23 protein-coding genes, 1 tRNA gene and 1 pseudogene are annotated in these 20,107 nt (G+C 67.2%); 15 read left to right on the forward strand and 10 right to left on the reverse strand.

The window, feature by feature from the left end; genetic code table 11:
* The first annotated feature begins 70 nt into the window (after positions 1–70).
* From RYH80_RS13080 to RYH80_RS13100, 5 genes are all read left to right on the forward strand, one after another.
* Positions 71–1,546 carry a helix-turn-helix transcriptional regulator gene (locus tag RYH80_RS13080; protein ID WP_370904328.1) on the forward strand — a complete coding sequence of 492 codons (1,476 nt, stop codon included), beginning with the start codon at positions 71–73 and terminating at the stop codon, positions 1,544–1,546.
* Between the two features lie 117 nt (positions 1,547–1,663).
* On the forward strand, positions 1,664–2,452 hold the full coding sequence (locus RYH80_RS13085; RefSeq protein ID WP_370904329.1) for an electron transfer flavoprotein subunit beta/FixA family protein: 789 nt from the start codon (positions 1,664–1,666) through the stop codon (positions 2,450–2,452).
* Entirely contained in the window at positions 2,449–3,408 is a 960-nt protein-coding gene (locus RYH80_RS13090) for an electron transfer flavoprotein subunit alpha/FixB family protein (RefSeq protein ID WP_370904330.1), read from the forward strand. Before RYH80_RS13085 ends, RYH80_RS13090 begins: the two co-directional genes overlap by 4 nt.
* Positions 3,409–3,562: 154 nt before the next feature.
* On the forward strand, positions 3,563–3,850 hold the full coding sequence (locus RYH80_RS13095; RefSeq protein ID WP_370904331.1) for a hypothetical protein: 288 nt from the start codon (positions 3,563–3,565) through the stop codon (positions 3,848–3,850).
* Between the two features lie 53 nt (positions 3,851–3,903).
* Complete coding sequence (locus RYH80_RS13100) at positions 3,904–4,746, forward strand: polyprenyl synthetase family protein (protein ID WP_370904332.1); 843 nt, start codon at positions 3,904–3,906, stop codon at positions 4,744–4,746.
* A 102-nt stretch (positions 4,747–4,848) separates the two neighbouring features.
* On the opposite strand, the gene RYH80_RS13105 is transcribed toward RYH80_RS13100, so the two are convergent.
* Positions 4,849–4,919, reverse strand: a tRNA-Gly gene (locus RYH80_RS13105).
* Positions 4,920–5,059: 140 nt separating this feature from the next.
* On the opposite strand from RYH80_RS13105, the gene RYH80_RS13110 reads away from it, so the two are divergent.
* The gene (locus tag RYH80_RS13110) at positions 5,060–5,776 is read left to right on the forward strand and encodes a DICT sensory domain-containing protein (RefSeq protein WP_370904333.1); all 717 of its coding nucleotides are present in this window, start codon (positions 5,060–5,062) and stop codon (positions 5,774–5,776) included.
* A 65-nt stretch (positions 5,777–5,841) separates the two neighbouring features.
* Here the strand turns inward: RYH80_RS13110 and RYH80_RS13115 are convergent, their stop codons facing one another.
* Positions 5,842–6,126, reverse strand: coding sequence for an acylphosphatase (locus tag RYH80_RS13115; protein ID WP_370904334.1), 285 nt, complete (start codon positions 6,124–6,126; stop codon positions 5,842–5,844).
* 218 nt (positions 6,127–6,344) lie between these two features.
* Here RYH80_RS13115 and pyrB point away from each other — a divergent pair, with 218 nt between their 5' ends.
* The 5 genes and pseudogenes from pyrB (at position 6,345) to RYH80_RS13140 (ending at position 11,260) form a co-directional block, all read left to right on the forward strand.
* Entirely contained in the window at positions 6,345–7,268 is a 924-nt protein-coding gene (pyrB, locus tag RYH80_RS13120; RefSeq protein WP_370904335.1) for an aspartate carbamoyltransferase, read from the forward strand.
* Between the two features lie 38 nt (positions 7,269–7,306).
* The gene (gene pyrI, locus RYH80_RS13125; protein ID WP_370904719.1) at positions 7,307–7,807 is read left to right on the forward strand and encodes an aspartate carbamoyltransferase regulatory subunit; all 501 of its coding nucleotides are present in this window, start codon (positions 7,307–7,309) and stop codon (positions 7,805–7,807) included.
* A 434-nt stretch (positions 7,808–8,241) separates the two neighbouring features.
* Positions 8,242–9,096: pseudogene (locus RYH80_RS13130) on the forward strand (hypothetical protein); the annotation flags it as partial.
* A gap of 224 nt (positions 9,097–9,320) precedes the next feature.
* The gene (locus RYH80_RS13135; protein WP_370904336.1) at positions 9,321–10,361 is read left to right on the forward strand and encodes an NADP-dependent oxidoreductase; all 1,041 of its coding nucleotides are present in this window, start codon (positions 9,321–9,323) and stop codon (positions 10,359–10,361) included.
* Positions 10,362–10,441: 80 nt separating this feature from the next.
* The gene (locus tag RYH80_RS13140) at positions 10,442–11,260 is read left to right on the forward strand and encodes a TrmB family transcriptional regulator (protein WP_370904337.1); all 819 of its coding nucleotides are present in this window, start codon (positions 10,442–10,444) and stop codon (positions 11,258–11,260) included.
* Positions 11,261–11,272: 12 nt separating this feature from the next.
* On the opposite strand, the gene RYH80_RS13145 is transcribed toward RYH80_RS13140, so the two are convergent.
* A complete protein-coding gene (locus RYH80_RS13145; RefSeq protein WP_370904338.1) occupies positions 11,273–11,461 on the reverse strand; it encodes a hypothetical protein in 189 nt (62 codons plus the stop codon).
* A gap of 167 nt (positions 11,462–11,628) precedes the next feature.
* Here RYH80_RS13145 and RYH80_RS13150 point away from each other — a divergent pair, with 167 nt between their 5' ends.
* A complete protein-coding gene (locus tag RYH80_RS13150) occupies positions 11,629–12,414 on the forward strand; it encodes a hypothetical protein (RefSeq protein ID WP_370904339.1) in 786 nt (261 codons plus the stop codon).
* A gap of 6 nt (positions 12,415–12,420) precedes the next feature.
* Here RYH80_RS13150 and mptA read toward each other — a convergent pair whose 3' ends face one another.
* The 3 genes from mptA to RYH80_RS13165 all read right to left on the reverse strand — a co-directional run bounded on the left by mptA (position 12,421) and on the right by RYH80_RS13165 (position 14,945).
* Positions 12,421–13,401 (reverse strand): GTP cyclohydrolase MptA, encoded by a 981-nt coding sequence (gene mptA / locus RYH80_RS13155; RefSeq protein WP_370904340.1) that lies wholly within the window; start codon positions 13,399–13,401, stop codon positions 12,421–12,423.
* Between the two features lie 168 nt (positions 13,402–13,569).
* A complete protein-coding gene (locus tag RYH80_RS13160; protein ID WP_370904341.1) occupies positions 13,570–14,112 on the reverse strand; it encodes an SRPBCC family protein in 543 nt (180 codons plus the stop codon).
* A gap of 101 nt (positions 14,113–14,213) precedes the next feature.
* A complete protein-coding gene (locus RYH80_RS13165; protein WP_370904342.1) occupies positions 14,214–14,945 on the reverse strand; it encodes an SDR family NAD(P)-dependent oxidoreductase in 732 nt (243 codons plus the stop codon).
* Between the two features lie 119 nt (positions 14,946–15,064).
* Here RYH80_RS13165 and RYH80_RS13170 point away from each other — a divergent pair, with 119 nt between their 5' ends.
* Positions 15,065–16,294: an AAA family ATPase gene (locus tag RYH80_RS13170; RefSeq protein ID WP_370904343.1), complete on the forward strand. Its 1,230-nt coding sequence runs from the start codon at positions 15,065–15,067 to the stop codon at positions 16,292–16,294.
* A 1-nt stretch (position 16,295) separates the two neighbouring features.
* Positions 16,296–16,925, forward strand: coding sequence for a hypothetical protein (locus tag RYH80_RS13175; protein WP_370904344.1), 630 nt, complete (start codon positions 16,296–16,298; stop codon positions 16,923–16,925).
* Between the two features lie 6 nt (positions 16,926–16,931).
* Here the strand turns inward: RYH80_RS13175 and idi are convergent, their stop codons facing one another.
* Positions 16,932–17,552, reverse strand: a complete 621-nt coding sequence (gene idi, locus RYH80_RS13180; protein ID WP_370904345.1) for an isopentenyl-diphosphate Delta-isomerase — start codon at positions 17,550–17,552, stop codon at positions 16,932–16,934.
* Positions 17,553–17,658: 106 nt separating this feature from the next.
* Positions 17,659–18,072, reverse strand: a complete 414-nt coding sequence (locus RYH80_RS13185; protein WP_370904346.1) for an Lrp/AsnC family transcriptional regulator — start codon at positions 18,070–18,072, stop codon at positions 17,659–17,661.
* A gap of 96 nt (positions 18,073–18,168) precedes the next feature.
* On the opposite strand from RYH80_RS13185, the gene carA reads away from it, so the two are divergent.
* On the forward strand, positions 18,169–19,242 hold the full coding sequence (gene carA, locus RYH80_RS13190; RefSeq protein WP_370904347.1) for a glutamine-hydrolyzing carbamoyl-phosphate synthase small subunit: 1,074 nt from the start codon (positions 18,169–18,171) through the stop codon (positions 19,240–19,242).
* 2 nt (positions 19,243–19,244) lie between these two features.
* Here the strand turns inward: carA and RYH80_RS13195 are convergent, their stop codons facing one another.
* A complete protein-coding gene (locus RYH80_RS13195) occupies positions 19,245–19,505 on the reverse strand; it encodes an AbrB/MazE/SpoVT family DNA-binding domain-containing protein (RefSeq protein WP_370904348.1) in 261 nt (86 codons plus the stop codon).
* Between the two features lie 175 nt (positions 19,506–19,680).
* Positions 19,681–19,965: a translation initiation factor eIF-1A gene (locus tag RYH80_RS13200; protein WP_370904349.1), complete on the reverse strand. Its 285-nt coding sequence runs from the start codon at positions 19,963–19,965 to the stop codon at positions 19,681–19,683.
* Between the last annotated feature and the right edge of the window lie 142 nt (positions 19,966–20,107).

Below are 20,107 nucleotides of genomic sequence, written 5' to 3' on the forward strand. Positions count from 1 at the left end.
TCGCCGTGTCTCGATCCACGGCGGGGCGATAGAAAGCATTTTTTGGTGCCGGGGTGACCACACAACGACAATGCGGCACGCCGCCCTGCTGTTGGTCGCCCTCCTCCTCTCGACGACCGCCGTCGTGCCCGCCGCGACGGCGGCGACCGCGGCGCCCACGCCCGTCGAGACCGCCCACACGACACCCGACACACTCCGAGACGCACCGTCGGGTCTCACACTCCGAGACGCGCCGTCGGGTTTCGAGCGCACCCGCTCTCTACCCACGGTCTGGGAGCCGACACGAGGTGCCGAGTCACTCGACGGATCTGCCGGAGCACTCGCTGGTCGGGCAGTCACACGTGCCGGCACGACGTTCACGGTCTCGTTGCGCAGCGACGGCGACGCCCTGTGGGCGGTCCGAGCGCGGTACCGACTGTCCGGCCCGGCCGAGCGTGCGGCGTTCGACCGGCTCGCGGGCGACTACGAGGACGGTAACGCCACCGTGGGTCCGGACCCGACGGTCTGGCGACGAGCGGCCACGCGGGCGGCCGACGCGACCGGGCGGACGATGACGGTCCAGGCGGTCGACCGCCGCGCACGCTTGGTGAACGACAGCGTCGGCGAACTCCGACTCCGCTTCGAGTGGACCGCGTTCGCCAACCGGACGGGCCCCCGACAGTTCCGCGTCGGCGACGCGTTCCGGACGAGTGAGGGGAGTTGGCTCCCACGGATCGGATCGAACCAGACCGTGGTGTTGGAGGCACCGCCGGACTCCCGCGTGACGGACACGGGACAGTACCCGTTGGACGACGCACGCATCAGGGTCGCCGGGCCACAGGACTTCACGGAGCAGCCGCTCACGATGGCGTACACACTCGCGGCGCCGACGACCACCACGCCGCCGCCGTCGGAGAACCGTTCGCCGCCGACCACGTCGCCGCCGACCGCGTCGCCGGTGCCGCCGGGTGACGGCGACGACACGCTCCTGTTCGGGGCCGCACTGTTGGCCGTGGTCCTCGCCGTCGTCGCGTTGATCGCCTACCAGGGTGGCCTCGGCGGCGCGACGGTGTCGCCGCCGAACGACGGCGACGGCGGTCCGACGACCGACACCGGTGGCGGGTCGCCGCCGGGTGCGTCCGCCGACGCCACGGTCGAGAACGGCTCCGGGGTGGCCGGGACTGCGGCGGAGCCCGACACCGAGACGGCCGGGAGTGGTGGCGACGCGACGACCGGAGGGACGACGGCCGGCGGGACGAGTCCAGAGGGTGCGACGGAGGCCACGGCCGACGACACGGCGGCCGACGACGAGGAGACCGAAGACGACGAGCGGGACGTGGAACTCCTCTCGGACGAGGAACGCGTCGAGCGACTGCTCGAACGGAACGGCGGGCGGATGCGGCAGGCGGACATCGTCTCCGAGACCGGCTGGTCGGACGCGAAGGTGTCACAGCTCCTCTCGGCGATGGCCGACGAGGGCCGTGTCGACAAGCTCCGCCTGGGTCGCGAGAACCTGATCTCGTTCCCCGACGTCGACGACACGCCCGGGAACGGCGGCGAAGACTGACGACGACGAGCAGTCGAGCCGTGTGGCTCGACGGCGTGCGGTCCGACCGCGCGGCTTCAGCCAGCGATTCACAGCGTTCCGAAACTGTTTACCTCCGAGTGGGCGTACGAGCGGCCGATGAAGGTACTCGTCACTGTGAAGGAGGTCGCGGAGGCGGCCGACGACTTCGAGATCGAGGGCGACGACATCGGGGAGCAGTACCTCGAGTACGACCTCAACGAGTGGGACGACTACGCCGTCGAGGCGGCCGTCCAGCTCCAGGAGGAGGGTGACGACGTGGAGACCGTGGCCGTCACGATCGGGCCAGAACGCTCCGAGGAGACGATCCGGATGGCACTCGCGAAGGGTGTCGACCGCGCAGTTCGCGTGTGGGACGACGACGTGGCCGGGGCGGAACTCGACGTCGAGGCGCGTGCGGAACTGCTCGCCGCGGTCGCCGAGGAGGAAGAGCCAGACCTGATCCTCTCGGGCGTCCAGGCCAACGACACTGGGTTCGGCGCGACCGGCGTCGCGCTGGCCGAACGACTCGGCTTCGAGTGGGCGGCGGTCGTCAACCACCTCGACATGGAGGCGGGCGACCCGGTCGCGGCCGTCCGCCGCGAGTTGGAGGGTGGTGTCGAGGAACTGACGGAGGTCGACCTCCCGGCGGTGTTGACGATCCAGACCGGGATCAACGAGCCGCGGTACGCGAGTCTGCGCGGCATCCGGCAGGCACAGTCGAAGGAGATCGCCCCGAAGACGCTCGACGACTTAGGGCTGGGTCCAGACATCGTCGAGACGCCGATCCGACGGACGGCGATGTACGAGCCGGAGTCGGAGTCGGACGCCACCTACTTCGAGGGTGACGCCGACGAGCAGGCGGCGGCGTTGGCCGATCTCCTCCGCGAGAAGGGGGTGGCACGATGAGCGGCGACGTGTTGGCGGTCGCGGACTACCGCCGCGGCGAGTTGCGCGACGTGAGCTTCGAGCTGCTCACCGCCGGCCGGGAGTTGGCCGACGACCTGGGCGGCGAGCTCCACGTCGCGGTGATCGCGGGTGACGTGGACGGCTTCGCAGAGGAACTCACCCGCGAGGGTGTAGACACGATCCACACGGTCGCGGAGGGCGAGGAGTTCAACCACGACGTGTACGTCCAGGCGGTGACGGCGCTGTTCGACGAGTTGTCGCCGAGCGCGCTGGTGGCGCCCAACTCGGTGAACGGGCTCGACTACGTGCCGGCGGTCGCGACGCGGCTCGAACTCCCCTTGACGACGGACGCGGTCGGGCTCTCGTACGACGACTCGCTGGAGGTCACCCGCGAGATGTACGGCTCGAAGGTGGAGACGACCGTCGCGGTCGACGCGGAGCCGTTCGCAGTGTCGATCCGCGGCGGCGAGTGGGAGGCGGCCGCCCCCGGCGGCGACGCGACGGTCGAGTCGTTCTCGTTCGACCTCGACGAGGACGCCGTGGGCTCGCGTGTCACCGGCTTCGAGGAGGTCGGCGGCGGCGACGTGGACATCGGCGACGCGGAGTTCCTCGTCAGCGTCGGGCGCGGGATCGAGGAGGAGGAGAACATCGAGTTGATCGAGGAGTTGGTGGAGGCGACGGACGCGACGATGTCCTCCTCGCGGCCGATCGTCGACAACGGGTGGCTCCCGAAGAACCGGCAGGTCGGCCAGTCGGGCAAGCAGGTGACGCCGGACGTGTACCTCGCCATCGGGATCAGCGGCGCCGTCCAGCACGTCGCCGGCATGAAGGGGTCGGACACCATCGTCGCCGTGAACACGGACCCGAACGCGCCGATCTTCGACATCGCCGACTACGGGATCGTCGGCGACCTCTTCGACGTGGTGCCCGCGCTGATCGAAGAGTTCGGCGGGTGAGGTCGCGGCCGTCTATCGGTCCCCTCTGACAAGCTGACCGTCCGAGGGATCACGCCGAGTGGAGGCAGATAGAGAACAGGTTTCTTCTGACACTGTATGCGGTGGTAGCAGATATTTTAGGAACAAATAAGTGGCACGAGCCGTATTCGATACTGTGGGAGAAATAACAGTCTCTGGAGAAGATGTGGAAGCGGTTGGAGAACTAGCCGAAGAACTCCGGCTGGCTAGCCGGTTCACCGAGAACGACCTATTCGACGCCTTCACCAAGGTCGTAGACGTGATGGATGCGATCGAAGAACTGTCCGCCGAGCAGGGAACAGCCAGGAAGAGCGAGGTAGAGGAACGGGCAAAGTACGAATCTGTCGGTACGGAGCTACGACTACTGGAACAGCACGGATTCGTCGAGGTCGACGACAAGAGTTGGCGGTACGTCGGCGAGTAACCCGTAACCCCGTTCCGCTACCCTCTTGCCGCTCTGTCACGTGCCGTGGAACGATGGAGTACTTGGAGCGGCGAGTCGCGATGGTGAACGACCGGCTCGAGGACGTGACGGACGCGATCGAGCCGGCAGAGCTGTCGGCGGAGGTCGAACACGTCGCACTCGCCGGGGGCAAGCGCGTTCGCCCGACCGTCACCCTCCTGGCCTGCGAGGCGGCGGGCGGCGACGCGGAGGCGGCCGTCGACTTCGCCGTCGGCGTGGAGTTGGTCCACAACGCCTCTCTAGTGGTCGACGACATCATCGACCGGTCGGAGGTGCGCCGCGGGACGCCGAGCGCGTGGGCGGAGTACGGCCACGGCCCGGCGTTGATCGCCTCGGACGGGCTGTTGGGCGAGGCGTTCGGGCTGTTCTCGACGGACGAGCGCGCGATGCAGGTGGTCTCGGAGGCGATGGTGGAGTTGGGCGAGGGGGAGGCGACGGAACTCGTCGACGAGGTGGACTCCGAGGCCGCCTACATGCAGTTGGCACGCCGGAAGACGGGAGCGCTGTTCCGCGCCGCGGCGGAACTGGGGGCAATCGCCGCCGGCGCGGACGGGTTCACCGTCGAGTCGTTCGGGGAGTACGCCGAGCGGGTCGGCGTCGCCTTCCAGATCCGCGACGACGTGTTGGACGCGACCGCGGACGGTAGCGACTTGGGCAAACCCACCGGGCAAGACGAGGAGATGGACCGCCCGTCGCTGTTGCAGGTGACGGACCTCACCCCCGAGGAGGCCGACGACCGCGCCCGGACGGAGGTGGACGAGGCACTCGCCGCTCTGGAGACTGCCGGCGTCGGCGAGTCCGACGCGCGCGACTACCTGCGGGACCTCGCAGAGTTCGTCGTCGTCCGCGAACGGTGAGCCGAGCAGGTCACGTCTCACTCCAGGACCGTCGCGGTCGCCGACGGTGGCTATTAGGCGTCGACGCCAACGGCTACCGAGCGTCGACGACACGCCGAGAACTGCGCCAGCCGGGAATCGAACCCGGGCTAGTGGCTTGGGAAGCCACTGTCCTACCACTGGACCACTGGCGCGCACCCGAACGTTCCGGACGACTCCACTTCAACGTCACGTTTCGCCGGGCGAGTCGCCCGCCCGCCGTCGGGCCGACCGGACCGGGAGTGGCCGATGAGCACACGTTTAAATTCGTGCGTCACGTACTCGCGACGACCCGATGTCACTCCGGGAGATCATCGAGACGGTCGAGAGTCGCCAGAAGCGGCTGACGGTGTTCGACCCACCGTCCGAGCGGATCGTCGAGCAACTCCGGGAGTACTTCGCCTCCCAGACGGTCCGGATCGAGCAGAGCACGACGGACAGCAACCTCTCCGGGTACGCGGTGTTGTCGGACAGCGACGCCGAAGACGAGGTGTTGGCGGCCGTCGACCTCCGGCACCTCGGCGATCCGACGGACGACGCCGACGTGTCTCCGTTCGCACCGATCATCGAACACTTGGACGACACGACGTTCACCTCTTTCGACCTCCAGCAGATGATGGCCGCGACGCGGGAGGTGGAGGACCGCGCCTGGCGGAAGGGTGAGGGGGTACTCCACACCGGCTTCCAGCGTACCGGCGCGATCACCCAACAGGAGGACGTGTACGCCGACCTCGCGAGCAAGGACCTCGACATCCACGCGTACGCCGCCCCGGCCCCCGGTGTCCCGGAGATCGAGGGCGTCACGCTCCACCAGGAGGACACCCGCGAGATCGCGGAGTCGTGGTTCGTCGTCTTCGACGGCGGCGGCGACCCACTGGACGCCTGCGCGCTGTTGGCCGAGGAACGCGGCGACACCGACGAGCGGGAGTTCTTCGGCTTCTGGACGTACGACCCCGAGATCGTCGACGAGATTCTCGGGCACCTCACCGAACGGTACGCGGTCACCGTCTGAGGCTCGCGACTACCGGAGTGACACCCTCTTGTCGCGACGCGGATCGACGATCGACGATCCCCGGCTCACCGACGGATCGCGAACCCGTCGATCCCCTCGGGTGGCTCGTACTCGACGCTGACACCCTCCACCTCGGCGGCGGGGCTCCCCTCGTGACAGGAGCTCACCAGTTCCGCGACCGGCCCGGGCTCGCCCTCGAAGACCGCCTCGACGCGGCCGTCCGCGAGGTTCTTCACCCACCCGTCGACGCCGTGTTCGCGGGCCGTGTCCCGCGTCGTCGCTCTGAAGTACACACCCTGGACGCGCCCCGAGACGAACACGTGTGCTCGCTCGCGTTGTGAGTCCGTCATCTCACCCGTCGGTTCCACCGCCGAGGGCAAAACGGTGTGGCTGCGCGGAGTCGGGCGACGCTCTCGACGGCCCCCTTCCAGCCACTGTGTGCTCACGAACCAGTTTCGAGGATCGAAACCCGCGCGCCGCCGGGGTACACGAACGTGCAGAACCGCCCGACACCGGCCGGACACGCGTGCCGGTGGTTTCAAGACCGCGCCAGTCACCGTTCGACACGATGCGACACGACCACCTGCTGTCGGCGGGCCAACTCGACCGGGCCGACGTCGAGTCGCTGCTCGACAGGGCGGCCGCGTTCGCGGCCGACCCCGGTGCGGTCGGAGACAGACACGCCGACAAGCTGCTGGCGACGTGTTTCTTCGAACCGAGTACCCGGACGCAGATGTCCTTCGAGGCGGCGATCAAACGACTCGGCGGCGACGTGGTCGACATGGGGCCCGTCGACACCTCCTCCGTCGAGAAAGGGGAGTCGCTGGCGGACACGATGCGCGTCGTCGAGGGGTACGCCGACGGGATCGTGCTCCGCCATCCCAGCGAGGGGGCGGCGAAGATGGCCAGCGAGTTCGTGGACGTGCCGGTCGTCAACGCCGGCGATGGCGCCGGGCAACACCCGAGTCAGACACTGTTGGACCTGTACACGATGCGGGAGGCGGCCGGGTTGGACGACCTGACCGTCGGAATCGTCGGCGACCTGAAGTACGGGCGGACGGTCCACTCGCTGGCGGCGGCGTTGACGGAGTTCGGCGCGCGGATGCACTTCGTCTCCCCACCGTCGCTGCGGCTCCCGCGGAGCGTCCAGTACGACCTCCACGAGAGCGGCGCGCGGATCCGCGAACACGAGTCGTTGGACGAGGTGGTACCGGAGGTGGACGTGTTGTACGTCACGCGGATCCAACGCGAGCGGTTCCCCGACGAGGACGAGTACCGCGAGGTCGCGGGGCGGTACCGGGTCGACGAGTCGACACTCGCGGACGCCCGCGACGACCTGACGATCATGCACCCGCTCCCACGCGTCGACGAGATCGCACCGGCGATCGACGAAACTTCGAACGCACGCTACTTCGAACAGGCACACAACGGCGTCCCGGTCCGGATGGCACTGTTAGACGCGCTGTTCGACGAGGAGGGGGGTGACGGGTGACCGAACCCGACCACACCGCCGCGTCGACGGCGGACGAGGTGTGTTGCGGGGACACGACCGACCTCGCACGGACGGACGGCGGGGAGGACCGCCAACTGCGCGTCTCGAAGATCCGGAACGGGACGGTGATCGACCACGTCGCCGCCGGACAGGCGTTGAACGTGCTCTCGTTGCTCGACATCGACGGCTCCGCGGGACTCGGTGTCTCGGTGGTGATGAACGTCCCGTCGGACCGGCTCGGGAGCAAGGACGTGGTGAAAGTCGAGGACCGGGAGTTGAGTCAGTCGGAAGTGGACGTGTTGTCGCTTCTGGCCCCGGCCGCGACGGTGAACATCGTCCGCGAGTTCGAGGTCGTCGAGAAGACGCGCGTCGTCCGGCCGGACCGCGTCACGGGCGTGTTGACGTGTCCGAACAGCAACTGTATCACGAACCGTGGCGAACCCGTCGACCCCGCCTTCGAGGTGTTGTCCGACGGCGTCAGGTGCGAGTACTGTGACACGATCACCCGCGAGGGGCTCGGCGACCAGATGCGGGCGTAGTCCGGATCGGACGGCGTGAGACGGGTCGGCGGAGTGGAGACGACTCCTCTGGGCCCCACTCGCTCGTGTCGGCTCCCGGAAACGATTTGTAGGTGCCCGTCGAACCGTGACGTATGTCCGGGAAATCCAAGCTCGTCCTCCTGTTCGGCATCATCGTACTGCTGTACGTCGTCCTCTCGTCCGGCGAGGAGTCGGTCGAGGTCGAGGTCGACACCGAAGAGTAGACGCACCACACGACAGACGAGACACGACACCCGCGCGAGCGGGTCGCGTTCTCCGACCACCGACCGCCGAGTCGCGACGCCGTCGATGGTCGCCTGGCTCCGGGAAGGGACGTGATCCCGCCGACCATCGCTCGTACCCGAATCCCGACGACCACGGGGGAGTCGGCACGCCTCCGAACGACTTACGCCCGGCACGCGCCAACGAGGTGTGTGACCGACTACGCCGTCGTGACCCGCAACGAGGAGGAGGTGGCGTGGGACGCCTTCGATCACGCGTTCTTCGAGACGAAGGACGTGACCGGCCGCGCGGCGGAGCCGCTGGCGGACGCGGTGAACATGATCTCCTGTTTCGGAGACAACGCCGCCGTCGACGAGACCCCGGAACTCGCCCCGCTGAGCGACGCCGGGGAACGTGCGACCCGCGAGCGGCCGTACTTCGACTGGGCGTACGTCTGTCCCACACACCCGGAGTACCGCGCCGGCATCCTCGAGATGATCGCCGACGCCGCCGCCGAGCGGGGCGACGTGCGACTCGACGACGTGGGGTTCCCACGCGCGGAGTACTGTCACTGTGACCGCTGTCTCTCGCGGTTCCGCGAGTGGGCCGCCGAGCGGGACGACGACGCCCCCGAACCGGGCGGCGAGGTGTGGTACACGTGGCGCGCGTCGGTGATCACCGAGTTCGTCGCGGAGGCGGTCGAGCGAATCCCGGGACGCGTCTACCTCACGCTGTACCCGGACCCGTACCCCGGCCACCTGTACGAGCGGGCGGGACTGGATTTGGAGGCGCTGGCGACACACGTCGACGAGTTCGTGGTCCCGCTGTACGACACCGCCTACGGCACCACCTACTGGCTGGAGACCATCGCCAAAGGGTTCCAGAGTCGCCTCGCACAGCTGCCCGTCGACTTCTCCGTCGAGTTGTACGCGGTGAACGTCGACGTGGACCAGTTGATCCACGCGACCGAGGTCGCCGAGACGTACGCGGCGGACGTGTTCTTCGGCTACGACGCCAGCGTCGCCGCCGCCGCGCTCCGCCGGAAACGAGCCGACAGACGCGAGGGTGTCGAACACGGCGACGCGGGGGCGGAGGCAGCCGACGGTGACACGGGAGCGGAGGAACCCGATGGCGACGCGACGACGGACGGAGCCGACGGCGGCACGAAGGCGGAGGAAGCCGACGACGAGTGACCGACTCCAGGCCCCTCGGCGACGCGGATCGAGCCAACCGGCGACCCGTTCAGTCCGGTTGAGGCGGACTTATCCGACCGGGAGCCGTCGACGCGGACATGGCGACACCCGACGACGCGGACGTGACCACACCCGACGAGACACGACGGTACCACCTCGCACGACGGCCGGAGGGCCGTCCGGACCACGACACCTTCGAGCTACGGACGGTCGACGTGCCCGAGCCCGGACCGGGACAGGCGCTCGTGGCGACGCAGTACCTCTCAGTCGACCCGTACATGCGCGACCGGATGCGGGCCGGCGAGTCGTACTCCGAACCGTGGGAGGTCGGCGACCCGCTGCGTGGCGGCGTCGTCGGCGAGGTCGTGGCGGCGAACGGCGCCGGCGTCGAGCCGGGTCAGACCGTCGTCGGCAACCTGGAGTGGGCCGACTACAGCGTCGCCGACGGCGACGACCTCACCCCGGTCGACACGGGTGCGCTGCCGACCTCGACGGCGCTGAGTGTGCTGGGAATGCCCGGACGGACCGCGTACTTCGGCACCCGCGAGGTCGCCGAACCGAAGGCCGGCGACACGATGGTGATCTCCGGTGCCGCCGGAGCAGTCGGCTCCGTCGCGGGCCAACTCGCGACGCTGCAGGGGGCGGACGTGATCGGCGTCGCCGGCAGCGACGAGAAGGTCGAGTGGCTCACCGAGGAGTTGGGCTTCGCCGGTGGGATCAACTACGACACCGAAGACGTGGGGGCGCGTCTCGACGACCTCGCACCCGACGGCGTGGACGTGTACTTCGACAACGTCGGCGGCCCGATCACGGACGCCGTCTTCGGTCGCCTGGCGGTCGACGCACGTGTCGCGGTCTGCGGGCAGATCGCGCTGTACAACGACGAGGAACTCCCCACCGGCCCGCGCAAGCTCGCGAAGCTGATCGAGACTCGTGCGACCGTCGAGGGGTTCCTCGTCCGCGACTTCGCGCCGCGGTTCCACGAGGCGACCGAACACCTCGGAGAGTTGGTCGCCGCGGGCGAACTCCAGTACCGCGAGACGATCACGGAGGGATTGGAGAACGCACCGGACGCGTTCCTCGGACTGTTCGACGGGGAGAACGTCGGCAAGCAGTTGGTCGCCGTCGACGAGGAGTGACCGGCGCCGCGAGGCGACGAGCCGGGTGCGAGGGCGGTCGACTCGCTTCTCTTTTGACGCCGTGTCACGTGCGTGGGGGTATGGCCGACCTGCGCGACGTTGGACTGTCGAAGTACGAGGCGCGCGCCTACCGGAGTCTGCTGGAGACGGGCCCGACGACGGCGAAGGCGTTGTCGGAGGCCAGCGGCGTCCCGATGGGCCGGATCTACGACGTGCTCAACAGTCTCGAACAACACCGCCTCGCGCGCAGTCAGACGGCGAGTCGGCCCAAGAAGTACGTCGCCGTCGAGCCCGAGACGGCACTCGACCGACTCTTGGAGGAGAAGCGTCGCGATCTCCGCCAGCGCGAACGGCAGTACGAGGAGACGGTCGAGGAACTCGTCGGCGAGTTGGAGGCGGGCGAACCGGCCGACGAGCAGTTCTGGACGGCCGCGGTCGGGCCGACCCAGACCGCGGAGCTGCTGTTGGAACGACTGGCGGCCGCCGACGATCGGATCGTGATGATCTCCTCGACGACCACCTCCGGGTTGGAACTGGGCGACATCGGCACGGCGATCACCGAGGAGTTGGCCGACGCCGCCGACCGGGGGGTCACCGTCTCCGTGTTGCTCGCGGAGTCGGTGCCGGCGGAACTGTCCCCGCAGGTCGGCGAGCGGTACGCCGACGGGCTGGCCGACCACGAGCGCTTCGAGGTCCGTACCCACCCGGAGGTACAGGGGACGGTCACGCTGATCGACGAGGCCGAGACCTGTCTGGAGGTGCCGAACCCAGTCGAGACGGGGAGCACGTTCGCGATGATCGACCTCAAAGACGCCGGGTTCGCCGGCGACGTGCGCGAACGGTTCGAGACGCGGTGGACCGAGGCGGAGCGGTTCTCGTTCGGACTGTCGACGGAGTAGTCCCGCGTCGCCTCACTCGCGCCGGTACCACTCGACGGCGGCGAGGAGCAGTGACAGGACGAGTGGGACGGTCAAGATAGCCAATCCTGCGCTCCCCTCGGTCTCCCCGACGAGGAGACCGACCCCGACCGCAGCGACCAAGAAGAAGGGGAGGTAGTCGAGTGTCCGCCCGATGATGACACTCATCTCCTGCCGTCTCATATGTTCGTCAGCTTCGAGTGGTGATCTCATCTGTTGGTTCCCGGGTAATCGAACGATCGGTCACTCGCTCAAGTCGGTAATACATCGCACTGTTGTAAAAACCTGTGCATGCAGATTCTTCTATGAGACAGTAAAGATTATGTGTAGAAAGAAACCAGCTAGTGTCGATGATACGCGGAGGGCTCCGACGCTTCGACCTGTACGACTTCTTCAGCGTCTTCCTACCTGGTGCGACGTTCATCATCGGACTGTTCCCGTTTCTCCCAGTCGACACAGAGTTCGGCGTCAGCCTGGTCGGTGCGACCGTGGTGCTCGGATTCGTCGTCGGACGTGCCGTCCACGGGATCGCAATCTCGTTCGACAACTACTGGGAGAACAAAGGCCACAGAGAGGAGTTTCTGGAGCAGTTGGCGGAGCCAGACGTACTCCCGGCGAACGTGATCGACCGGTTCTTCGACGTCTGTTGTGAGGTGTACACCGATTTGGACCTGTGTGAGGACCGCACGACGTCGGTCGAGTCGGACGACGACGAACTAGAACCGTTGTACACGTTGGTGCGTTCGTACATCCACATGGACTCGCGTGGACGCTCCCGAACGTTCCAAGCAGTCTACGCGTTCTACCGGAGCATGTGGCTCGTGTCGCTACTGCTTGCGTTCGTCTACTACGTCTACTCGTTCGCTCGGCTACTCGGTGTGACGACTGGTGCAGTCGACTACTACACGTACGCCAGTTCTCTGGGAATCCCGACCGCGGCGATCATGGGCCTCTCGGTGTCCGTGGGACTGTTCGCGTACCGTGTGTTCAGAGATGCGAAGACCCGTCACCAACGGTACTACGTCCAGTACCTGATCAGCGACTTCATCACGCTGTACGAGGCGAGCAGTCGACTCGATAGCGGTGATCCAACGGCTCCAGCGCGTCCTCCCCGTCAGCGTGACGATCGAAACTGACCCGTATCAGTGCCCGTTCGCCAGCGGATCGGTGTCGGGGTTCGGGTTGACACCCTCGTGTTCCCCGTTCATCTCCTCGCGGAGGCGACCGAGTTTGACCTCGCGTTCGGCGTGGGCGTTGTGTTGGTGGATCGACTCGTCGTTGGACTGGCGCATGTGGACGACCACGTCGTCGTCGAGGTGGTCGAACTCGTCGACGGTCTGTTCGGCCAGCGAGCGGACGCAGTCCTCGACGAACTTCGCGTCGGCGTGGGCGTTGTACGTCATGTGGTCCTCGTCCGGCCGCTTGGCGTAGTTGTAGATCCGCGCACTCATCGAGTCGCGGGCGATGTCGATGATGTCGAACAGGTCCACGTCCGGCGCGCCGGCGTCCTCGATCGTCAGCGTTGCGTGCCCACGCTGGGAGTGACCCGGCTGGGGCACCTCGTCGAGGAAGTCTTCGATCGTCTCTTCGTCGACGTCGAGGTCGCGCAGGTGCTCGCGAGCCCGAGCCTCCGACATCCCCTGCGAGCACGGACAGACGGTCATGCCGGTGACCTCGGCACCGATCTCCTCGCGGGTGCCGTCCTCGGTCGCGGTCGCCGAGGCGATGACCGTGGCGGTGCTCTGTGTCGGCCGTTCGCTGGCCGGCGTGTTCTCGTGGGTGACGAAGTCGGCGGTCATCTCCACCTCGGCGACGGAGGTGTAGTCGTGTTTGGCGATCAGCCGCTCGGCGGCGTCGCCACACACGTCCTCGATCCGGCCGGTCTCCCCCGAGACGGCCGCCTCGAGCACCTCGTCGATGACCTCCATGTTCCGACTCATGTCGATCCCCTTGCGACCGCTCGGCAGGTCCACGAAGACGGAGAACTCCGCCATGAAGATCCACGGCCGCTCGTCCTCGCGGTCGATCTTCACGAGCTTCTCCACGTCGGTGACGCCCACCTGACTGAGACCCACGGCTACGTCCGGCTGTGAGGCCTGTACGTCGGGCAGCTGGTGACTCACAATAGCTGTTACCACGGCGGGGAACGGATTAGTGCTTTCGAAACCCTCAGTCGGTACGCCGACCCACCGTGTCGCCGTCGCGACTCCTCGACGACCGCCCGTCGGTGCCGGACTCACACCACCCATCGCGGTGCTCGTCACCCCACTTCGACGTTCGTCGGAGACCGATCACAGCGCCTCGGAGTCGACCGACACGTCTAGGGTCACCTCACGCGAGTCTCCCTCCAAGTCCCGGACCGCACGACGGACGACGCGAGTCGCCTCCTCCTCGACGAGCCCGGTCAGCTTGTCGAGCACCCACCCGAACGAGACCGTCAGCGGGAGCGACACGGCGTCGGAGTCCGCCGAGTCGGGGTCGAACGCGACGAGCATCCGGACGCGACAGGCCGTCTCGGTGTCGGCCGGTGCGTCGGCGGGCGGATCGTCGTACGACTCGATCTCCCAACTCCCTCTGGCGTCGATGTCCCTCGTGATCGCCCAACTGATCCGTTCCGGTGGCGTCACGTCGGTCACCCGCGAGTGGGCGGTGTACGACAGCTTCCACCACGAGAACGACAGCGCGTACTCGGAGCCGGGGCCACCGTCGCCGCTCGTCCGGTCGACCGTGTCGAGGTACTCCGTGTACCGCTGGTACCGCGGGAAGTCCAGCAGGAACTCGTAGACGGCCTCCGGCGACGCGTACACGTCCGTCTCCACGACGAGTCGGTCCACACACTCGCGTGGACTGGGGTGTGCCTAAGCGTTGTGGACGGCTACGCACACCGAGACACCGCCGTGCGGTCTCGTGTCGAGTGGACCCCCTCTCCGCTCTCCTACCACTCCAACACGGTCCCGTCGCGCCAGAACCGGCCGCCGACACTGTCGGGGCGCAGACGGGCGAGCCGCACCGGCATCTCGGCGCCGGTCGCCACGTCCCGTGGTGCCTCCTCGCCGCCGAGTTCAGTGTCCACCCAGCCGGGACACACGGAGTTGGCGAGCAGTCCCCGGTCGGCGTACTCCCCGTGGAGGTACGCCGTCAGGCCGTTCAGGCCCGTCTTCGAGATCCGGTAGCCCGGCGAGCCGCCGGACTGTGTCTCCTCGATCGCGCCCATCCCCGAGGAGACGTTGACGATCCGTGGTCCCTCGCGTTCCAGCAGCGGTGGGAGTGCGTACTTCGCGAGCAGCGTCGGCCCGCGGAGGTTCACGGAGAACGTCCGGTCGAGGATCGGCACCGCCTCGTCGTGGAGTTCGGCGCCGAACGTCCCCACGCCGGCGTTGTTGACCACCACGTCGAGACGGCCCGCCTCGTCGCCGATCCGCGTGATCGCCGCCTCCACGTCGCCCTCCTGTGTCACGTCGAGCGTGACGGACTCGCAGGCGTCGGGCACTTCGTTCGTGACGCTCCGGGTCCCGGCGTAGACGGTCGCCCCCAACTCGGCGAGTCGGCGGGCGATCTCGGCGCCGATCCCGCGGTTCGCTCCCGTGACGAGTGCGACCTGGCCGTCCAGCGAGTCGTGGAGGTCGAGGTCCGGTTCCGTCCCGGGCTCCGGTCTGGTGACTGGCACGGGTCTCCGTAGGTGCCGTGTCGGGAAGTTCGCTCGGGTCTCGTGTCGTGTGTGCTGTGAATGCGTCGGGGTGACGACGAGACTTTATCAGTGAACCCGCACGAGTTGTAGGTGAGTCGATGCCCCACCTCGAACACGTCTCCGTCGAGGGCTTCAAGAAGATCGACCGGCTGGCGTTCGAACCCGGCCAGTTCACCGTCGTCACCGGTCGGAACAACTCCGGGAAGACCTCGCTGTTGGAGGCCGTTCGGCTCGGGGCAGACCCACGGGTGGTGTTCGGCCTCGGACCGGACTTCTCGACGGTTCAACACAGAGGACGTGACGAGACGACCATCACCGTACGGACGGCAGAGAGCACACTCTCACAGTCTCTCGCGGTGGCGACAGAGCGGACGACGAGACGGGTACTCGCCGACATCGTCGCCCAAGTCTGGGCGAACTACCTGTCGGACTTCGTCGACGAGTCGGAGGCGGAGCTCCGCCGGGAACTCGATCCGAGTGCCCGGGCCTTCCTCGACGACGCTGCCGACCAGGAGCGGATCGAGGCTGCGAGCTCGTCTGTCGCCGTCCAACTCGTCGACGGAGAGGAGTTCGTGTACACCGCCTCCGGAGAGTCGTTCGAGTCTCTCTCGGGTGAACTGTTCGAAGACTTCCGACACTGGTTACACGACAGCGTCGAGTCGAACGGGAGTGCGTTCTCCGACCCCGACGCACTACATCGCGCACTCACGGAAGACGACGGGTTCCCGATGCACTACTCGCACGGCTACCTCGCAGACTCTCCCGAGCCACTGGTGACGGTGGAGTTCGAGGATACGGCCCCGTTCGGAGGCCAAGTCTGGTTCGGTGAGGATGCGAACGAGACCACAGTGGACGACGTCGGGGACTTCCTGCGCGAACGGGGACTGGTCGACGATCTGAAGACGTTCACCCTCGACACGCTCGTCTTCGACCCCGACGACGGCGAGAAGTACGCGGTGCCGTTCGAGCAGATGGGTGACGGGTTCGAGACGGTCGTCGCACTCCTCTTGGAACTCCTAGACGACGACCTCCCGGACGTGGTGTTCCTCGAGGAACCGACGACACACATGCACCCGGGGTACGTCCGAGAGGTGGTGTACTTCCTGATCGGACTGGCGATGGACGAGGAGATCCAGTTGTTCGTGACGACCCACAGCAACGACTTCCTCAACGACCTGTTCACGGAGAACCTCACCGACGAGGAAGAGGCGTTCCTCGAAGAGGAGTTCCAACTGGTCCAGATGCAGGACGGCGGTGCGAAACTGCTGGACTACCGGCAGGCCGAGGAGTCGCTCGAAGAACTGATGCTGGACCTGCGTGGACTCTGAGATGAGCCGGGCCGTTCTCTGTGAGGGAAAGCGCGACGTACGCCTACTGGAACGGTTCTACGAACGACGAGACGGATCGGTCTCGTTCGACACCTTCCACGGTGAACGACACGAGTCGAGCGAACTGAAGAGCGTCGAAGGGAACGAGTTGCGACGGTTCACGGGGCGTCGGAACGACGACGACGTGTTTCTGAAGTCCGAAGGTGGTGTCGAGGAGCTCAAACCGCTGCTCGTCCGACTCGCACGGCCGTTCTTCTACGAGTGGCAGGTCGATGTCTGTCTCGTCGTTGACCTGGACGAGCGAGACCACGACCGCTGGGACGAGACGAGTGACACCGACCGGTACGACGACCTCGTCTCGGACCTCGACGAACGTGTCGGCGGTATCTACGGCCGTGAGTCGGAAGTCGAACACGAGCAGTTCTATCGGAAGGGGAGACACCTACTCGCCAGTTCGATGCTGTTCGACATCGAGCGTCACGAGCCCACCGCCTTCGACGTGCTCGCGTTCCGGACGAGTCTGGAGGACGCCGCCGGAATCGCCGACGGTGACGACGACACGACGGAGGACGAGAAACTGGACGAGTTCCTGTCGGGAGAGGGCGGCGAGACGATACGGAGAGTCCTCTAGAACGGTCTACCCGTCGCCCGGCGTCACACCCGTCTCGTCACCCTCGGCGAGGTCCCGGCGCATCGCCATCTCGAACCACGGGCACAGGCGCAACTGGCGGTAGAAATCGGGGTTGTCGTGGAGGTGCTCGTAGTCGGCCCACAGCAGCCCGGCGATCTCCTCCTCGTCGGGGTCCAGGGTGGTGTCGGTGAGCGTCACCTTCAGGACGGCACACACCTCCCACTCCAGCCCGGCGTTCTCGTAGTAGCGTTTGTACTCGAAGCGATCCGTCACGCGCAGGTCGTCGTACTGGTCCGGCGTCACGCCCAACTCCTCCTCGAGTCGCTGGCGGGTCGCTTCCTCCTGACTCTGGCCCTCGACCGGGTGGGAGGCGACGGTGCCGTCCCAGCAGGTGTCCCACAGACGCTTGTCGTGGGCGCGCTGGGCCAACAGGATGCGCCCCTCCTCGTCGAACACGAGACAGGTGAACGCGCGGTGACGGATCCCGTCGCCCGTGTGGGCGTCGAGGCGGTTGACGGTTCCCTGTGGCTCGTCGTCGGAGTCGACGGCGATCACGTCCTGGAGGGCGTTCTCGTGGGCCGGTTCCGTGGCGTCCGTGCCACCGTCGGCGGCGTCGTCGGCGCTCATACACGTATCGACGAGGAGACGTATGAAGGTTTCTTCGATCCGTGCGAGACGGCGAGCCCGTGGGTCACGGCAGCCGACGCCACGAGCGCCGGTCGCGGCGGGCCCGTCACCCCAGCCGCTCGTCGAGGATCAGCCGCGTCTTCGTCCCCTCTACGTCCTCGACCTCGCGGGCCCGCGAGATCAGCTCGTTGACAGCCGCGGTGTCGACGCAGTCGACGACCAGGACGATGTCCTCCTCGCCGGAGACCTGCCAGACGAAGTCCACCTCCGGCCAGTCCGCCAACTCGTCGGACACCTCGCCGGTGTCGACGTTCATGTCCACGCTGATCTCCACCATCGCCTTCACGTTCCCCGTCCGCGTCGTGACGGTGAACCGTTCGATCACACCCTCCTCCGTCATCCGGTCGACCCGGTTCCGGACGGTGCCTTCGCTCGTCCCAACGTCCTCGGCGATCTCCGTGTACGGCGTCCGTGCGTCCCGTCGCAGCCGGTTGAGGATCTCTCGGTCCAAGTCGTCCATACACGTCCGTGATCCCCGACGGTGAAACCGATTACGAAATTCGTAACTCGTTTCGAACGACACAGTTATCACGGGTCGGTCCGTGCGTGTCTCGTAATGACGGACGCGTTCCTGGCACTGGCGGACGGTCGCGTGTTCGAGGCACGCTGTCGTGCGCCGGGTCGCGCCCGCGGCGAACTGGTGTTCACGACCGCGTACACTGGGTACGAGGAGTCGTTGACGGACCCCTCCTACGAGGAGCAGGTGCTCACGTTCTCGTACCCGTTGGTCGGCAACTACGGCGTCCGATCCGAGCGGTTCGAGTCCGACCGCGTCCACCCGAACGCCGCCGTCGCGCGGGAGTTCACCGACGACGTGGCCGACTGGCTCGCGGACGCGGACGTGCCGGCGATCGACCACCTCGACACCCGCGCGATCGTCACCAGCGTCCGCGAGGAGGGGGCGATGGCGTGTGGGATCGCCGCCGGTCCAGCGGCTACACCCGCCGACGCCCGTGCGGAACTCGACGCCGCCGAGCCGATGTCGGCGCACACGGAGATCGGCGCGCAGGTGTCGACCCCGGAGCCGTACACGGTGTCTGGCGAGGCGGGCGGTGCCGACGCCGACGTGGCGCTCGTCGACTGCGGTGCGAAGGGGTCGATCGCCGAGTCGCTCGCGGAGCGCGGTGCGGACGTCCACGTGCTCCCACACGACGCGACGGCGGCCGACGTGCGGGCTCGCGACGCCGACGTGTTGTTCGTCTCGAACGGGCCGGGCGACCCGGCGACGTACGACGCCGCGGAGGCACTCGTCGACGAGTTCCTCGACGAGCTGCCGATCGCGGGGATCTGTCTCGGCCAACAGATCGTCGCCCGCGCGGTCGGCGGCGAGACGGAGAAGATGTCGTTCGGACACCGCGGCGTCAACCAGCCGGTGCGGGACCTCGAGACGGACCGCGTCGTGATGACGACTCAGAACCACGGCTACTCCGTCGCCGACCCCGGGCCGCTGGAGGTGACGCAGGTGAACGTCAACGATGGCACCGCCGAGGGACTCGACCACGACGAGTGGAACGTACTCACGCGGCAGTACCACCCGGAGGCCAACCCCGGCCCGCACGACTCGCTGGGGTTCTTCGACGACGTGCTCGCGACGGTCGCCGACTCGCGTCGAACGGTCGCGGCCGACTGAGTTCACTCCGGTTCGCCGAACGTCGCCGCCCCGGCGTCGCGGAACGCGTCTCCAGTCCACTCTTCGTCCCTAGTGAGTGTCTGTAGATCGGGTGGTCTCGCGACGAGGTGAATCTCGCTGCCCGACCGGGACACGTCGAACGTCGTCCCCGCTTCGAGTGCGAGATCGTCACGGAGTGTCTCCGGGATCGTCAACCGGCCACGACCGTCGATCCTCACGGTCCCGTACGACTCACTGTCTCCGTCGTCTTCGGGTCGCTTCATCGTCTCTCGGGAGTTACTGCTGTTCCACGATCCACTTAGAACTGTGTGCCGTCGTGTACTCGGTCTGGATTCAGTCGACATCGATACCCACGAGTCGGGTGTGGTGTGTGGGTGGACAGTCGAAGGCGGGACTACTCACGTCGAGAACGGAGAGAAGCCGCGACCGCCCGCTAGATCACTCGATGTGGCCTTCGTCGCGCAGTTGGTCCGCGTCCTGCTCGTCGTAGCGCCACTCGATGTCGGCCTTCTCGTCTTGCCAGTCCCACGGGTCCGCCAGCACCACGTCGCCCTCTTCGATCCAGACGCGGTACTTCATGCGCCCGGGGATGCGCCCGAGCCGTTCCGTGCCGTCCTGGCACCGGAGCTGCACGTGATTCCCGCCGTCGTGGCGGGTGACGACGGCGAACTGCTCGTCGCCACTCGGCATGCGGAGGTTCTTCCGCTGTGTCTCTTCTGTCACTACCGTCCCGACGCGCTCACGCCGGATAAGTCCCGCGACACTCGTGGTACCGTGTGCCGTGACTCCGCCGACGGGCTCGGTCGCGACGAGGGTGACGGCGCACGACGACCGCGACGCGGGTGACCGTCGCGACCGGGTCACA

Source organism: Halobaculum sp. MBLA0147, from assembly GCF_041361345.1.
GTDB lineage: Archaea > Halobacteriota > Halobacteria > Halobacteriales > Haloferacaceae > JAHENP01.

Excerpts from the sequence above, each read along its gene's own strand:
- RYH80_RS13195 (WP_370904348.1), bottom strand. The coding sequence starts at position 19,505 with ATGAAGCGACCCGAAGACGACGGAGACAGTGAGTCGTACGGGACCGTG.
- RYH80_RS13170 (WP_370904343.1), top strand. The coding sequence starts at position 15,065 with ATGCCCCACCTCGAACACGTCTCCGTCGAGGGCTTCAAGAAGATCGAC.
- RYH80_RS13100 (WP_370904332.1), top strand. The coding sequence starts at position 3,904 with ATGGAGTACTTGGAGCGGCGAGTCGCGATGGTGAACGACCGGCTCGAG.
- idi (WP_370904345.1), bottom strand. The coding sequence starts at position 17,552 with ATGAGCGCCGACGACGCCGCCGACGGTGGCACGGACGCCACGGAACCG.
- pyrB (WP_370904335.1), top strand. The coding sequence starts at position 6,345 with ATGCGACACGACCACCTGCTGTCGGCGGGCCAACTCGACCGGGCCGAC.
- RYH80_RS13140 (WP_370904337.1), top strand. The coding sequence starts at position 10,442 with ATGGCCGACCTGCGCGACGTTGGACTGTCGAAGTACGAGGCGCGCGCC.
- RYH80_RS13090 (WP_370904330.1), top strand. The coding sequence starts at position 2,449 with ATGAGCGGCGACGTGTTGGCGGTCGCGGACTACCGCCGCGGCGAGTTG.
- RYH80_RS13175 (WP_370904344.1), top strand. The coding sequence starts at position 16,296 with ATGAGCCGGGCCGTTCTCTGTGAGGGAAAGCGCGACGTACGCCTACTG.
- RYH80_RS13115 (WP_370904334.1), bottom strand. The coding sequence starts at position 6,126 with ATGACGGACTCACAACGCGAGCGAGCACACGTGTTCGTCTCGGGGCGC.
- RYH80_RS13185 (WP_370904346.1), bottom strand. The coding sequence starts at position 18,072 with ATGGACGACTTGGACCGAGAGATCCTCAACCGGCTGCGACGGGACGCA.
- RYH80_RS13135 (WP_370904336.1), top strand. The coding sequence starts at position 9,321 with ATGGCGACACCCGACGACGCGGACGTGACCACACCCGACGAGACACGA.
- RYH80_RS13110 (WP_370904333.1), top strand. The coding sequence starts at position 5,060 with ATGTCACTCCGGGAGATCATCGAGACGGTCGAGAGTCGCCAGAAGCGG.
- RYH80_RS13145 (WP_370904338.1), bottom strand. The coding sequence starts at position 11,461 with ATGAGACGGCAGGAGATGAGTGTCATCATCGGGCGGACACTCGACTAC.
- carA (WP_370904347.1), top strand. The coding sequence starts at position 18,169 with ATGACGGACGCGTTCCTGGCACTGGCGGACGGTCGCGTGTTCGAGGCA.
- RYH80_RS13080 (WP_370904328.1), top strand. The coding sequence starts at position 71 with ATGCGGCACGCCGCCCTGCTGTTGGTCGCCCTCCTCCTCTCGACGACC.
- RYH80_RS13085 (WP_370904329.1), top strand. The coding sequence starts at position 1,664 with ATGAAGGTACTCGTCACTGTGAAGGAGGTCGCGGAGGCGGCCGACGAC.
- RYH80_RS13150 (WP_370904339.1), top strand. The coding sequence starts at position 11,629 with ATGATACGCGGAGGGCTCCGACGCTTCGACCTGTACGACTTCTTCAGC.